The organism is Pseudomonas sp. R151218B TE3479 (assembly GCF_053629195.1).
Window position 1 is genome coordinate 1,745,037 of the sequence record NZ_JBRJHV010000001.1, and the last position, 12,990, is coordinate 1,758,026.

At 61.8% G+C, this 12,990-nt stretch carries 11 protein-coding genes; 3 read left to right on the plus strand and 8 right to left on the minus strand.

From position 1 onward, the window contains the following. Positions 1-73 precede the first annotated feature (73 nt). Positions 74-670, minus strand: a complete 597-nt coding sequence (locus AB7M32_RS07770; protein WP_245143149.1) for a MarC family protein — start codon at positions 668-670, stop codon at positions 74-76. 243 nt (positions 671-913) lie between these two features. On the opposite strand from AB7M32_RS07770, the gene AB7M32_RS07775 reads away from it, so the two are divergent. The 3 genes from AB7M32_RS07775 to AB7M32_RS07785 are packed head-to-tail and all read left to right on the plus strand — an operon-like array spanning position 914 to position 3,185. Next, positions 914-1,723: a hypothetical protein gene (locus AB7M32_RS07775; RefSeq protein WP_454249564.1), complete on the plus strand. Its 810-nt coding sequence runs from the start codon at positions 914-916 to the stop codon at positions 1,721-1,723. Positions 1,724-1,782: 59 nt separating this feature from the next. Further along, a complete protein-coding gene (locus AB7M32_RS07780; RefSeq protein ID WP_454249565.1) occupies positions 1,783-2,508 on the plus strand; it encodes a hypothetical protein in 726 nt (241 codons plus the stop codon). Beyond that, positions 2,505-3,185 (plus strand): hypothetical protein, encoded by a 681-nt coding sequence (locus AB7M32_RS07785; RefSeq protein ID WP_454249566.1) that lies wholly within the window; start codon positions 2,505-2,507, stop codon positions 3,183-3,185. Before AB7M32_RS07780 ends, AB7M32_RS07785 begins: the two co-directional genes overlap by 4 nt. 38 nt (positions 3,186-3,223) lie before the next feature. On the opposite strand, the gene AB7M32_RS07790 is transcribed toward AB7M32_RS07785, so the two are convergent. The 7 genes from AB7M32_RS07790 to prmA all read right to left on the minus strand — a co-directional run bounded on the left by AB7M32_RS07790 (position 3,224) and on the right by prmA (position 12,886). Next, a complete protein-coding gene (locus AB7M32_RS07790) occupies positions 3,224-5,998 on the minus strand; it encodes a response regulator (protein ID WP_454249567.1) in 2,775 nt (924 codons plus the stop codon). A 99-nt stretch (positions 5,999-6,097) separates the two neighbouring features. After that, a complete protein-coding gene (gene purD, locus AB7M32_RS07795) occupies positions 6,098-7,393 on the minus strand; it encodes a phosphoribosylamine--glycine ligase (protein ID WP_454249568.1) in 1,296 nt (431 codons plus the stop codon). Positions 7,394-7,549: 156 nt separating this feature from the next. After that, positions 7,550-9,157 (minus strand): bifunctional phosphoribosylaminoimidazolecarboxamide formyltransferase/IMP cyclohydrolase, encoded by a 1,608-nt coding sequence (gene purH, locus AB7M32_RS07800; RefSeq protein WP_092395887.1) that lies wholly within the window; start codon positions 9,155-9,157, stop codon positions 7,550-7,552. An 83-nt stretch (positions 9,158-9,240) separates the two neighbouring features. Then, positions 9,241-9,561 carry a DNA-binding transcriptional regulator Fis gene (fis, locus tag AB7M32_RS07805; RefSeq protein ID WP_007921650.1) on the minus strand — a complete coding sequence of 107 codons (321 nt, stop codon included), beginning with the start codon at positions 9,559-9,561 and terminating at the stop codon, positions 9,241-9,243. Next, positions 9,558-10,565 carry a tRNA dihydrouridine synthase DusB gene (gene dusB / locus AB7M32_RS07810; protein WP_454249569.1) on the minus strand — a complete coding sequence of 336 codons (1,008 nt, stop codon included), beginning with the start codon at positions 10,563-10,565 and terminating at the stop codon, positions 9,558-9,560. Before dusB ends, fis begins: the two co-directional genes overlap by 4 nt. Positions 10,566-10,750: 185 nt before the next feature. Then, a complete protein-coding gene (locus AB7M32_RS07815; RefSeq protein WP_454249570.1) occupies positions 10,751-11,977 on the minus strand; it encodes a DUF3426 domain-containing protein in 1,227 nt (408 codons plus the stop codon). A 30-nt stretch (positions 11,978-12,007) separates the two neighbouring features. After that, a complete protein-coding gene (prmA, locus tag AB7M32_RS07820; protein WP_454249571.1) occupies positions 12,008-12,886 on the minus strand; it encodes a 50S ribosomal protein L11 methyltransferase in 879 nt (292 codons plus the stop codon). Positions 12,887-12,990: the final 104 nt, after the last annotated feature.

The window sequence follows — 12,990 nt, forward strand, 5'->3', positions numbered from 1 at the left end:
GGGGGCTTTGGCAGTGCAACCCTGAAGGCGCTGCCTGGCGACAGCGCCGGTCGCAGAATAAACCGTCCTCCTTTTACGGCACCAGGTAGCCCCTTACCCCGGTAAAAATGATCTGCGCCGCCAAGGCGCAGACAAACAGCCCCATCAGGCGGCTGACGATCTGCAGGCCCTGGTCGCCGAGGATCCGTTCGATGCGGCTGGACAGGTAGAGCACGACGCCGACGGTGAGGCTTGCCAGGGCGATGCTGATGATGGCCATGAGTTTGTCGTCCCAGTGCGGCTGGCTCACGCCCATCACCAGCAGGGCGCCGATGGTGCCGGGGCCGACGGTCAACGGAATGGTCAGCGGGACGATGGTCACGTCCTGCTGCACATTGTCGGTCTGCACGGCCGACTTGCCCTGGGCCATGCCCAGGGCCGAAATGAACAGCACGCTGCCGGCGCCGATCCGGAACGCATCCACGGTGATGCCGAACACGCTGAAAATCACCCGTCCGAACAGGTACAGCAAGACGCTGGAGACCAGGGTCGCGGTCGCGACTTTCCAAGCCAGGCGGCGTTGCTCCTTTCGCGAATAGCCGCGAGTCAGGCCGATAAAACATGACAGCACGAAGAAGGGGCTGTAGAGGACCAACATCTTCAGATAAACGCTGAACAGCACGTGGAGCATGGTCGGAACTCGCGACGAATGACAATTGACGTGGAGTCTATCAGGCGCAGGGGTGTCTGTCGGCTGGCCGTGGGCTTGAGGGTTTTAATGTAGTGAAACCTTGGTTTGTTTTTTCTGTTAGTTGTTGGTTGTTGTCCTGGGATTAAGTGCGGTTACAGTTCTGTGCTTGTTGCCCTTAAGGTGGATAGGTAAGTATGGCGCTCGGGCCCATGGAGGGCTTTAATTAAATAAGGGACATATTCAATGAATGCTAAATTTGATTCGGTCATCACCTTGGCGGACCGACTGGAACGCCTGAATACCTACGATATATCGCCGGACGATGTAATTGTTTCCCCTCGGATTGCCAGATATAAAGCGGCAGGGTTTGACAACGAAATCGAAAAGCCGGACCGCGCTTCGATTGTCGGAGACGCTATCATGTCGTTCGTTTCAGGTATGACGGCGCAAAATCAAGCGGATATCCAGCATTCCTATCTATTTGCATCGCTGGTTGCCAGTAAGAAGTACCCAGGGGATGACGAAGGCGATAAATGGTATAAAACCTTCCTTGAGGTCATGCAGAGTTGTGGCTGGACCATTCTGCAACATTACTACGATAAGGTTGCCGCGTCCGGCAAGAGTTTCAAGATGGATCAACTGGTGTTGAAAGTCCTCGGGTCGGCGGTGGCCGCGGCTGCCGTTCCTGGCCCAACCTCATTGCTGATGCTTAAAGTGGCCGGTGATGCGATCGCCGCATTGCAAACCAATGACAAGTCGCTGCGGCTCTTTGACCAGAATATCCAGGAGTCCGGCACCGGGGGCTTTGGTGTGGCGTCCTGTCACGAAACCCCGCACGGTGAAATCCTCATGGCATTGGGTGCCGTGCGCTTCATCAAGCGGACGAACCAGACCAAGGTCCTGTTTGTGGATTGGGACAGCAGTTCGGTAGACCTGTATCGCGGTGAATGTCATATGACCATGGTGCCGACAATTATCAGTGCGACTCGAGAAGCTATCATTACCAAACTGGGTGATCGCGCGAAACAAAAAATCGAAGAATACGAGATCTGATTGATCTCCTGGCGACTACCGGGGTAGTCGCCATCCGTTAATGGAATAAGGTAGTTGTCATGAAAGATCATTGTTCGGTTTTTATTGATGCCGGCGCTGTTGTCCTGCTGCCTGCTGACCTGATTGGGCAAGACCGGCTCGATGTATTGAATTCGGTATTGTTTGCCCAGCTGGTAGCCAGTAAAAAATACCCCGCTCTTGTCCGGTCCAGTGACTGGTACTCAGCGTACCGGGAAGTACTGAATAATGGCTGGATGCAAAAGGCTGTCAGTTGGGACAACTTTACACTCGCTGCCTCATCGAAAACCAACCTGATGGGATGTGTCGAAGAGCGGCTGGAAGAATACGTTGAGCGAACTTTGATTACGCAGGTAACTGATGTATTGAAGCGCGTCGCCCAGTTGTCCAGCACGTTGCCCGCTATTGAATTGCTGCGTGAACATGCCCATCGGCCGAAAAGCCCGGATTCCTCCGAGGCGCCCCATAAAGCCCCCGACAGAATCAGGCTGCAAGTCATCCTGGCCCAACAGGGGCCTGTATTGAGTAGCGTCTGTCTGGAGTTTGAGCCCGAGCACGTGACGTCCAACCCTCTTGGACAACTCTTCTCCACCGATCCTGTGGTGGGCAATATTCAATTGCGCTGCTTCAAGGCGAATTTGTCCCAGGCGCTCTATGCGCCCTTCCGTGATGCGATTGTCCACAAGCTGGGGGATAGGGCCGCCAGGAACATCATCGATATTTCCGATGCGGTCGAGCAAGCGCAACCGGAAGCGGGGGCGTTATGACGGATCAAGGGTTTCGATCGGCCGACGGGCAGCGGTTGCGCCTGGATGAGGCATCGAGGGCAGCGGTGGTGGGCGGGAGTATCGTGTCCTTCGATGAGGGTTTGTCCCTCCAAGATCGCGAGGATATCTACCTGAGCAACTTGTACGCGCAGTTGGCAACCCGTTCGGCGTACAAGGACGGTCTGGTCGGTAACTGGTTCGACTATTACAAGAACAAGCTCAGGTACCTGGGGTGGGACTCGGCGCGTCCTGTCAGTGCGGGGCAGGCCGGGCAAGGATTGATGGCCGATAGCATTTCGCAGCAGATCGCCCGTTCCTTTGGCGCAGGCTATTCGCGGCAGGCTAGCCAGGCGATTGCAACGCTTGGACGAAGCCCTGCTGCGCTCGAGTTGTTTGAACGAACGAGCCTACAGCGCAATACGGGATTCTTCCAGGTGATCCCCTGCGCGGCCAAATCCCGCGGGAAAGTGGAAATCGCGTTGTATCACAAGCAGTTCCGCACCCGCAGGACGGTCTCGGGATTTCTGTTCTGGCCAATGGAGGAAGTGGTGGAAAGCAGCGTGGAGGAAATGGCCGTCGTGACATTCAGCACGCTGCATTACGCAACGTTCAGGCAAAAAGTCGCGGCCGCGGTGATCGCCGAAACGACTCGTCACCTGCATGAGCTGGAAATCTGAACGACGCTACGGGTAGTCGCTGAATGCTCTTCGCGGGTTCAGGGCGTATGCACAGCCTTGTTCTGCTGGTCGCGCTGGGCCACCCAGTGTTCGATCAACTCGCGCAGTTGCGACAGTTCCACCGGCTTGGCCATGTGCCCGTCCATCCCGGCCTGGCGTGCGCGCTCCTTGTGTTCGGCCAGGATGTGCGCGGTGAGCGCCACCACCGGCGTGCGGGTGCGCTGGTTACCCATTTCCCAGGCTCGCAGCTGCTGGGTGGCGGAAAACCCGTCGAGGATCGGCATTTCGCAGTCCATCAGGACCAGGTCGTAGCGCTGTTCCTTCATGGCCTTGAGGGCTTCCTCGCCGTTGCTGGCGGTGTCGGGTTGCAGGTTGAGCTTGCCGAGCATGCCGCGGATGACCTTGGTGGAAATGCTGTTGTCCTCGGCCACCAGAATGCGGAAATCGCTCGGCACCTTCACCGGAGCGGGAGGACCGGCGTTCACCTGTACATTTGTAGCCTGGCCCCGGTTGCGCTGGTTCAGCTCGTCCGCCAGGGTAGTCTTGAGGGTATAGCCGGCCACCGGTTTGGCGAGGATGCGCTTGACCCCGCTGTTGCGCGCCACGATCTTGCTCGGCGCATTGCTGATACCGGTGAGCATGATCAACAGGATGTCGTGGTTCAGGCTCGGGTCTTCCTTGATCTTGGCCGCCAATTGCATGCCGGTCATGCCCGGCATGTTCTGGTCCAGCAGCACCACGTCGAAGTAATCACGCAGGTGCGCCTTGGTGCGCAGCAGCGCCAGGGCTTCCTTGCCTGAAGGTACCGCGCTGACGTTCAGGCCCCAGGCGCTGCACTGCTGCACCAGCACCTTGCGGCAGGTGTCGTTGTCGTCGACGATCAACACCCGTGCCCCCTGCAGCGGCCCATCGAGGTCGGAAGTCGGGTGTTCGAGGCGATCCGGGTCCAGGGGCAAGGTCAGCCACAGGGTACTGCCCTGGTTGCTGCCGCTCTTGATGCCGAATTCCCCGTGCATCAGGATGATCAGCTGGCGGGCGATGACCAGCCCCAGGTTGCCCCCCAGGCGCGTGGCGGACAGGAAGTTCTTGCTGTGCAGCTCGGCGTGCATCAGCGTGTCGCGCTCTTCAGCGTCCATCGGCGTCCCGCTGTCCTGCACGGCGATGCGCAGGCGCGGCTGATGGCTGCGCTCGTCGAGGGCGACGACGATCAGCACTTCGCCCTCGTCGGTCTTCTTCAGGGCGTTTTCCAGCAGGCTCAGCAACGCCTGGCGCAGCCGCGTCGGGTCGCCGCTGATCACCCGCGGCACCTGGGGCTGGATGAAGCTGATCAGCTCGACATTCTGCTGTTCGGCCTTGGCGCGGAAGATGCTCAGGCAGTCCTCGATCAGCGCATTGAGGTCGAACTGTACGTCGTCCAGTTCGATCTGCCCGGACTCGAGCCGGGAAATGTCGAGGATCTCGTTGATCAGGGTCAGCAGTTCATTGCCTGCGCTGTGGATCGTTTGCACATAGTCGCGTTGTTTGACCGACAGTGGCGTGCCCAGCAGCAGTTCGGTCATGCCCAGCACGCCGTTCATCGGGGTGCGGATCTCGTGGCTGATCTTGGCCAGGAACTCGGCCTTGGCATTGATCTCGGCATTGCTCGCCGCCAGGTCGCGGCTGATGCTGAAGCGGCTTTCGTTGATCGAGCGCTGGCGCTCGCCCAGGGCGACACTCATCAACAGGCCGCTGATGCAGATGAAGATCAGCAGGGTGATGATCAAGCCCTGGGGGGGCACTTCCGTGAGCCCTTGCAGGGCCGGAAGAATGATCAGCGTGCCCAGGTTGAAGACCACCATGGCCGCGACGAACAGTCGGGCCGGGCGGTAGCCCTTTTGCCAGTGCCAGGCGCTGACGAACAGCATGCTCAGGCCGGCCAGGGCCACCAGGGCGTAGGTCATGATATTGAGTGGCAGCGTGTTGACGAACAACAGCAACAGGCTGCACAGCATGACGAACACAATGTCCCCCAGCAGCAACCGGTTCAACGGGTGCGGCCCCAGGGGCGCGAAGAAGCGGTAGGCGAACATCAGGCCGCAGGGCGCCGTCAGCAGCAACGCCAGGTAAGCCCCGGGCGTCTGCACCGCCGGCCAGTCGGGTAGCCAGGGCCCGGCCAGGTTCAGCAACAGCACCAGGCTGAGCATCAGCAGCCCTTCACAGGCGGCCAGCCACAGGCAACTGCGAGAACGAGTGTAGGCGTAGCGGGTGAGGTTATGCAGGATCAGCATGGCGATGCAGCCGAATAGCAGCCCGTAGATCAGCGTCTGGTTCTGATCGGCCGCCGCCGCGACGGCCGATTGCAGCGTGACGTAGGGGCGCAGTTCGTGACGCGAGGCCAGTCGCAGGTAGACGTCCAGGGCTTTATCGCTGCGCGGCAGCGGCAGCATGACGTCGCTGCTGGGCACCGCCGGTTCCGTATGCGGCGTGGCGTTGCCGCTGACCTGTTGCTCGACCAGGGCGTCGCCGTCCAGCACATAGAGGTTCAGGCGTGATAGGTCGGGGGCGAAGATGCGCAGGATTTGTTCGTGCCTGTCCGGGGCCAGGCGGAAGCGCAGCCACAACGCACCGCCGGGTTCGGCGGCCTTGAGGCGGTCCAGGTCGATGGGGCTGAATTGATTGGTGTAGCGAGCGGAGCGGATGTCGCTCAGCGTCAGGTCGCCCTGTTCGTCGAGCAATACCGCCCAGCCACTGCCTGGCGCGGCCTGGGCCGGGAGCATGCAGAGCAGCGTCAGCAGGGTGACGGTAAAGCCTATGGCAATCCTGAGCCAGCGCACGGCGAAATCCCTTCGTAGGTTGATGCCAGATTATAACTATGCGCGGCGCCGGAACAGTCAGGCAAGGGCCGCAGGCCCTTGCCTGACTGAATGGCCGGGTTATTCCAGATTTTCGCCACGCTCACGGGCAATGGCACGGTAGCCAATGTCCTTGCGGTAGAAACAACCTTCCCAGTCGATCTCGGCGGCAAGCTTGTAGGCCTGCTGCTGAGCGTCGTCGACACTGGCGCCCAGGGCGGTGGCGCAAAGCACACGACCGCCGGCGGTGACCACTTGCCCATCCTTCAACGCGGTGCCTGCATGAAAGACTTTGCCGTCCAGCCGGGCCGCGGCGTCCAGGCCCTGGATAACGCTACCTTTGGCGTAGTCGCCCGGGTAACCGCCGGCCGCCAATACGATACCGACGCTTGGGCGCGGATCCCATTGGGCTTCGACCTTGTCCAGGGCCTGGGCCAGCGCGGCCTCGACCAGCAGGACCAGGCTCGATTGCAAGCGCAGCATGACCGGCTGGGTCTCAGGATCGCCGAAACGGCAGTTGAATTCGATGACTTTTGGGTTACCAGCCTTGTCGATCATCAGGCCTGCGTAGAGGAAACCGGTGTAGACGTTGCCTTCCTCGGCCATGCCGCGCACGGTCGGCCAGATCACCTGGTCCATGACGCGCTGGTGCACCTGGGCGGTCACCACCGGGGCAGGGGAGTAGGCGCCCATGCCGCCGGTATTCGGGCCGCTGTCGCCATCGCCGACACGCTTGTGGTCCTGGCTGGTGGCCATCGGCAGTACGTTCTTGCCATCGACCATGACGATGAAGCTGGCTTCCTCGCCGTCGAGGAACTCTTCGATCACCACGCGGGAACCGGCGTCACCGAAGGCATTGCCAGCGAGCATGTCGCGCACGGCGTCTTCGGCTTCGGCCAGGGTCATGGCAACGATCACGCCCTTGCCGGCGGCCAGGCCGTCGGCCTTGATCACGATCGGTGCGCCTTTCTCGCGCAGGTACGCCAGGGCCGGTTCGATTTCAGTGAAGTTCTGGTAGTCGGCGGTCGGGATCTTGTGGCGCGCCAGGAAATCCTTGGTGAACGCTTTCGAGCCTTCCAGCTGCGCGGCGCCAGCGGTCGGGCCGAAGCAGTCCAGGCCCCGGGAGCGGAACAGGTTGACCACGCCAGCGACCAGCGGCACTTCCGGGCCGACGATGGTCAGCGAGACGTTCTTCTCGGCGAAGTCGGCCAGTTGCTCCAGCGCCAGCACGTCGATGGCGACGTTTTCGCACTTGGCTTCGATGGCCGTGCCGGCATTGCCCGGCGCCACGAAAACCTTCTGCACGCGGGGATCCTGGGCCACTTTCCAGGCCAGGGCGTGTTCGCGGCCACCGCTGCCAATGATCAAAACATTCATTTCAAAAACCTCGGATGACGCTGATTCTGTATGCAGCACTGAAGCTGCTTTTCTGTGGGAGCGAGCTTGCTCGCGATGGCGGTGTGTCAGCGGACTTCAATGCTGACTGATCCGACGCTATCGCGAGCAAGCTCGCTCCCACAGTCGATCGGTGTATCAGTGACGGAAGTGGCGCATGCCGGTGAACACCATGGCGATGCCGGCTTCGTCGGCGGCGGCGATCACTTCGTTGTCACGCATCGAGCCACCCGGCTGGATCACGGCGGTGATGCCGACCTTGGCCGCGTTGTCGATGCCGTCGCGGAACGGGAAGAACGCATCGGAGGCCATGACCGCGCCCTGTACCTGCAAGCCGGCGTGTTCAGCCTTGATGGCGGCGATGCGGGCCGAATTCACGCGGCTCATCTGGCCGGCGCCGACACCGATGGTCTGGCGGTTCTTGGCGTAGACGATGGCGTTGGACTTGACGTACTTGGCGACTTTCCAGGCGAAGATCAGGTCGTTGATTTCCTGTTCGCTCGGGGCGCGCTGGGTCACCACTTTCAGGTCTTCGCTGCCGATCATGCCGATGTCACGGCTCTGGACCAGCAGGCCGCCATTGACGCGCTTGTAGTCCCAGGCCGGCGCACGATCGGCCGACCATTGGCCGCAGGCCAGCAGGCGCACGTTGGCCTTGGCGGCAACGATGGCGCGGGCTTCTTCACTGACGGAAGGGGCGATGATCACTTCGACGAACTGGCGCTCGACGATGGCCTTGGCGGTCTCGGCGTCCAGTTCACGGTTGAAGGCGATGATGCCGCCGAAGGCCGACTCGGTGTCGGTGGCATAGGCCAGTTCGTAGGCCTGGCGGATGCCGCCCTCGGCGTCCGGGCTCACGGCCACGCCGCACGGGTTGGCGTGCTTGACGATCACGCAGGCTGGCTTGACGAAGCTCTTCACGCATTCCAGCGCGGCGTCGGTGTCGGCCACGTTGTTGAACGACAGTTCCTTGCCTTGCAGTTGGGTGGCGGTGGCAATGCCGACTTCGGCGGGCTTGGCTTCCACGTAGAACGCCGCGCTCTGGTGCGGGTTCTCGCCGTAGCGCATTTCCTGGGCCTTGACGAACTGAGTGTTGAAGGTGCGCGGGAATTCGCTGCGGCCTTCGGTCGACAGGGTTTCGGCGGCCTGGTTCACGGTGCCCATATAGTTGGCGATCATGCCGTCGTAGGCGGCGGTGTGTTCGAAGGCCTTGAGCATCAGGTCGAAACGCTGGGCGTAGGTCAGGCCACCGGCCTTGAGGTTCTCCAGCACGCTGGCGTAGTCGCTGGCGTTGACCACGATGGCCACGTCTTTATGGTTCTTGGCTGCCGAGCGGACCATGGTCGGGCCGCCGATGTCGATGTTCTCGATGGCGGTCGGCAGGTCGCAGCCAGGCTTGTTGATGGTGGCTTCGAACGGGTAGAGGTTGACGGCCACCAGGTCGATCGGCTTGATGCCGTGTTCGTTCATGATGGCGTCGTCGATGCCGCGACGGCCCAGGATCCCACCGTGGATTTTCGGGTGCAGGGTCTTGACCCGACCGTCCATCATTTCCGCAAAACCGGTGTAGTCCGCGACTTCCACTGCGGCGACGCCGTTGTCCTGCAGCAGCTTGAAGGTTCCGCCGGTGGAGAGAATCTCGACGCCCAGCTGTTGCAGCTCGCGGGCGAATTCGAGGATCCCGGTCTTGTCGGAAACGCTGATCAAGGCGCGGCGGATCGGCAGGCGGGTGGTCTGGTCGGTCATTTCAATTTCCATCAAAAGCAAGGGAAGTCAGCAAAAAAGGCGACCGTTTTTTATGCGGGCGCCTTTCTGGTTTGATTGAATGCTTACAGCAGATCGTACTGCTTGAGTTTCTTGCGCAGGGTGCCGCGGTTCAGGCCCAGCAGCTCACTGGCCTTGGTCTGGTTGCCCTTGACGTAGTTCATCACGCTTTCGAGCAGCGGTGCCTCGACTTCGGAAAGCACCAGGTTGTACACATCCGTGACGGCAGCGCCCTCAAGGTGGGCGAAATAATTGTGCAGCGCCTTCTCGACACTCCCGCGAAGGGTCTGACCTTCTTCGCTGGGCGTATTGAGGTGCTGTTTCAAATTCACGTTGTCGCTCACGGGTGCTGTTCCACTCACTAAAGTCTCGGTCATCATCGTCATGCGGCCACCCCTTCGTCCCCTGTCAGGCTCTTGTAACGCTCAGCGAAGAACGCCTGAACGTCGGCGCATTGTGCTTGCGTACCATCCAAACGATTGAAACGGGCGCGAAACTCCCTGGCGCCCGGCAGGGTTGCGAGATACCAGCCCACATGCTTGCGAGCGATGCGTACGCCCATGACCTCTCCGTAGAAAGCATGTAGCGCGGCCAGATGCTCTAGCAGAATACGTTCCACCTCGGACAACTGCGGCGCCGCCAGCTTTTCGCCAGTGCGCAGGTAGTGTTCGATCTCACGAAAAATCCATGGCCGCCCCTGGGCGGCCCGGCCGATCAACAGGCCATCGGCACCGGTCGCGTTCAGCACGTACCGGGCCTTCTCGGGTGAATCGATATCGCCGTTGGCAAAGACCGGAATCGACACCGCCTGCTTGATCGCGGCGATGGTGTCGTACTCGGCTTCGCCGGTGTACAGATCGGCCCGGGTGCGGCCATGGACCGCCAACGCCGTGATGCCCGCCTGTTCGGCGATCTTCGCCACCACCAGGCCATTCTTGTTCTCCCGGTCCCAGCCGGTGCGGATCTTCAGGGTCACCGGCACATCGACCGCGGCCACTACGGCCTGCAGGATCTCGGTGACCAGCGCTTCATCTTTCAACAGTGCCGAGCCTGCGGCCTTGTTGCAGACCTTTTTCGCCGGGCAGCCCATGTTGATGTCGATGATCTGCGCCCCCAGCTCGACATTCGCCCGGGCCGCCTCCGCCAGCATCTGTGCGTCGCCACCGGCGATCTGTACCGAGCGGGGCTCGGGATCGCCTTCGTGGATCATGCGCAGACGTGATTTGCGGGTGTTCCACAAACTCATGTCGCTGGTGACCATTTCCGATACCACCAGTCCTGCGCCCAAGCGTTTGCACAACTGACGAAAGGGCTGGTCGGTGACGCCCGCCATAGGGGCGAGAACCAGGCCGTTCTGCAATGTATATGGGCCGATGCGTACCGCCGACATAGGACTTCCCTGAAGTGGGGCCGGATCATGAGACTTCGAAAAAGGGTTGGCATGATACCCGCTCTCGATGACTGGATAAAGATCGAATTGGATAAAATCTGAACAGCTATTTTGTTATCGCCAGCGGTTTGGTCTGGGCGGGGTCAGTCAGAAAGCTGCCGTCAATGGGCCGACCCTGGCCGGTTTCATTCGGGGGAATGAAAGCTCAAGCTGTAGTTCACCGCCTTGGGGCCCGGATCCAGGATATCCAGCGCGATGTGGATGGGCGTTTGCGGCGGCATTTCGCCGCGGCCCTCGAGATCGCCGCCCAGGTACTCACCGGGCTTGAAGCGACGGCTGGCGATCAGGTGCCCGTTGAGGTCGGCAAAGCGCAGCTCCAGCAACGGAAAAGGTTGGGAGAAGGGCGCACGGTTGTAGATGATCGCGTCCACCACCAGGGCGCCGCTGAACTCCGGATGGCTGCGCACCACCAGGTTGCTGCTTTTGATCTTGGCAATGTCGACCTTGGACGGTACGTCGCAACCGATGGTCGGACAGATTTGCAGGAACCACGGTCGGTACTGGTCCTGGCGGGCCAGTTCTTCGAAATGGTAGGCGATGTACTGGCCACCCAGGGCCGCGGCGGCGAGCAGGATCAGCAGGGCCCACAACAGGCGTCGGCCCCAGGGCGAGCGGCGTTTGCGCCAGTCCAGTTGCAGCGGATCGTCGTCCAGGTCGTGGAGGGCTTCGGCGCGTATCCCCGGCTCCTGGCGCTCCCGTGACTTGCGCAGTGGCAGCGGTCGTTCGGGCTCGTCGTCGTGGTCATCGGTGGCGGACAGGCGCTCGAGGTGTTCGTCGGGCTCGTCGTCCGGCGCGAGGTGGAGCGGGGCGACCGGTTCGTCGTCCGGTTCCAGCGGTTCGAGGGCCAGGGACAGGGACGGCTCGGTACGCGGTGGTCGCGCCGGCTCGTGGGGTTCGAACGGTTCGAAGGGGGTATCGAGGACGGTTTCGACGCGCTCGCCCGAGGTTTCGCTGTACAGGCTGTCGGGCCAGGTTTGCTGTTCGCTGGAGAGCGAATCGCGTTGTGCGCTCAGATTGTCTTCCCGGCGCCGGCCGGCATTGCCCGGGGCGCGATTGTCGCGTCGCTCCAGGCGCGCCAGTTCCTTGTCCAGGTCATCCAGATCCAGCTCGGCGGCGCTCCACTGTTTCTGGCTGATCGCCCGGGGCGGGGCTTCGGCGGCCGGCTTGGCGGGTGGCGCGACGGCAGGCGCCGCTTGCTTGGCTGTGCGTTGCTCCAGCAACTGTTGTGCGGCATTGAACACCTGCAGGCACGAGCCGCAACGAACCACCCCGCGGGCCACGCTCAATTGAGCATGGCTGACGCGAAAACGGGTGTGGCAATGCGGGCACTGGGTGACGAAGCTGTCAGTCATGCGGCAATCCGGTGGATACAGGCGCTCATTCTAGCGCCGACGTCCGGTGATGCGCACCCAGCCATCGCGATTGGCGATCGGGTCCAGGTCAAAGTCCGCGGCATAAGCGGCGGCGACTTCTTCGCCCTGCTCGGCGAGGATACCCGACAGCGCCAGGCGCCCGCCCTGCTTGACCAGGCTCGACAGTTGCGGCGCCAGGGATACCAGCGGGCCGGCCAGGATGTTGGCCACCAGCACGTCGGCCTGGACCTGTGGCAAGTCCTGGGGCAAATACAGCGGGAACAGGGCTTCGGCGATGTTGTTGCGTCCGGCATTGTCGCGGGAGGCTTCCAGGGCCTGGATGTCGATGTCGGTGCCGACCGCTTCCCGGGCGCCCAGCAGGAGCGCGGCAATCGCCAGGATCCCCGAGCCGCAGCCAAAGTCCAGTACGTTGCAGCCCTTCAGGTCCTGGCCGTCGAGCCATTCCAGGCACAGCGCGGTGGTCGGATGGGTGCCGGTGCCGAACGCCAGGCCCGGGTCCAGCAGCAGGTTGACCGCGTCCGGCTCTGGCGCGGCATGCCAGCTCGGGACGATCCACAGGCGCTGGCCGAAACGCATCGGCTGGAAGTTGTCCATCCAGCTGCGTTCCCAATCCTGGTCCTCGATCACTTCGCTGTGATGCTCGGGCAGCGGGCTGCCGGTCAGCAGCTCGAGATGGGCCAGCACGCTGGCCGCCTCGGTGCCGCCTTCGAACAGGGCCAGCAGGTGGGTGTGGGACCACAGCGGGGTGGTATTGAGCTCCGGCTCGAAGATCGGCTGGTCTTCGGCGTCCATGAAGGTTACCGATACAGCGCCTACTTCAAGAAACGCGTCTTCGTAGGTTTCGGCTTGTTCCGGGCTGATGGCCAGGCGTACTTGCAGCCAAGGCATGGCGGGCACCTTTGAAAAAATCCACAGGGGGGCAGCGCAGGGCTGCAAAGGCGCGCAGTGTACGCCAGGTCGCCGCCAAAGTGGATAAGCGAGTCTCGCGCCGT

What these genes read in the sequence shown, in the direction of transcription:
- AB7M32_RS07815 (WP_454249570.1), bottom strand. Translation starts at nt 11,977, where the DNA reads ATGACTGACAGCTTCGTCACCCAGTGCCCGCATTGCCACACCCGTTTT.
- AB7M32_RS07780 (WP_454249565.1), top strand. Translation starts at nt 1,783, where the DNA reads ATGAAAGATCATTGTTCGGTTTTTATTGATGCCGGCGCTGTTGTCCTG.
- AB7M32_RS07770 (WP_245143149.1), bottom strand. Translation starts at nt 670, where the DNA reads ATGCTCCACGTGCTGTTCAGCGTTTATCTGAAGATGTTGGTCCTCTAC.
- dusB (WP_454249569.1), bottom strand. Translation starts at nt 10,565, where the DNA reads ATGTCGGCGGTACGCATCGGCCCATATACATTGCAGAACGGCCTGGTT.
- AB7M32_RS07785 (WP_454249566.1), top strand. Translation starts at nt 2,505, where the DNA reads ATGACGGATCAAGGGTTTCGATCGGCCGACGGGCAGCGGTTGCGCCTG.
- fis (WP_007921650.1), bottom strand. Translation starts at nt 9,561, where the DNA reads ATGACGATGATGACCGAGACTTTAGTGAGTGGAACAGCACCCGTGAGC.
- AB7M32_RS07775 (WP_454249564.1), top strand. Translation starts at nt 914, where the DNA reads ATGAATGCTAAATTTGATTCGGTCATCACCTTGGCGGACCGACTGGAA.
- purD (WP_454249568.1), bottom strand. Translation starts at nt 7,393, where the DNA reads ATGAATGTTTTGATCATTGGCAGCGGTGGCCGCGAACACGCCCTGGCC.
- prmA (WP_454249571.1), bottom strand. Translation starts at nt 12,886, where the DNA reads ATGCCTTGGCTGCAAGTACGCCTGGCCATCAGCCCGGAACAAGCCGAA.
- purH (WP_092395887.1), bottom strand. Translation starts at nt 9,157, where the DNA reads ATGACCGACCAGACCACCCGCCTGCCGATCCGCCGCGCCTTGATCAGC.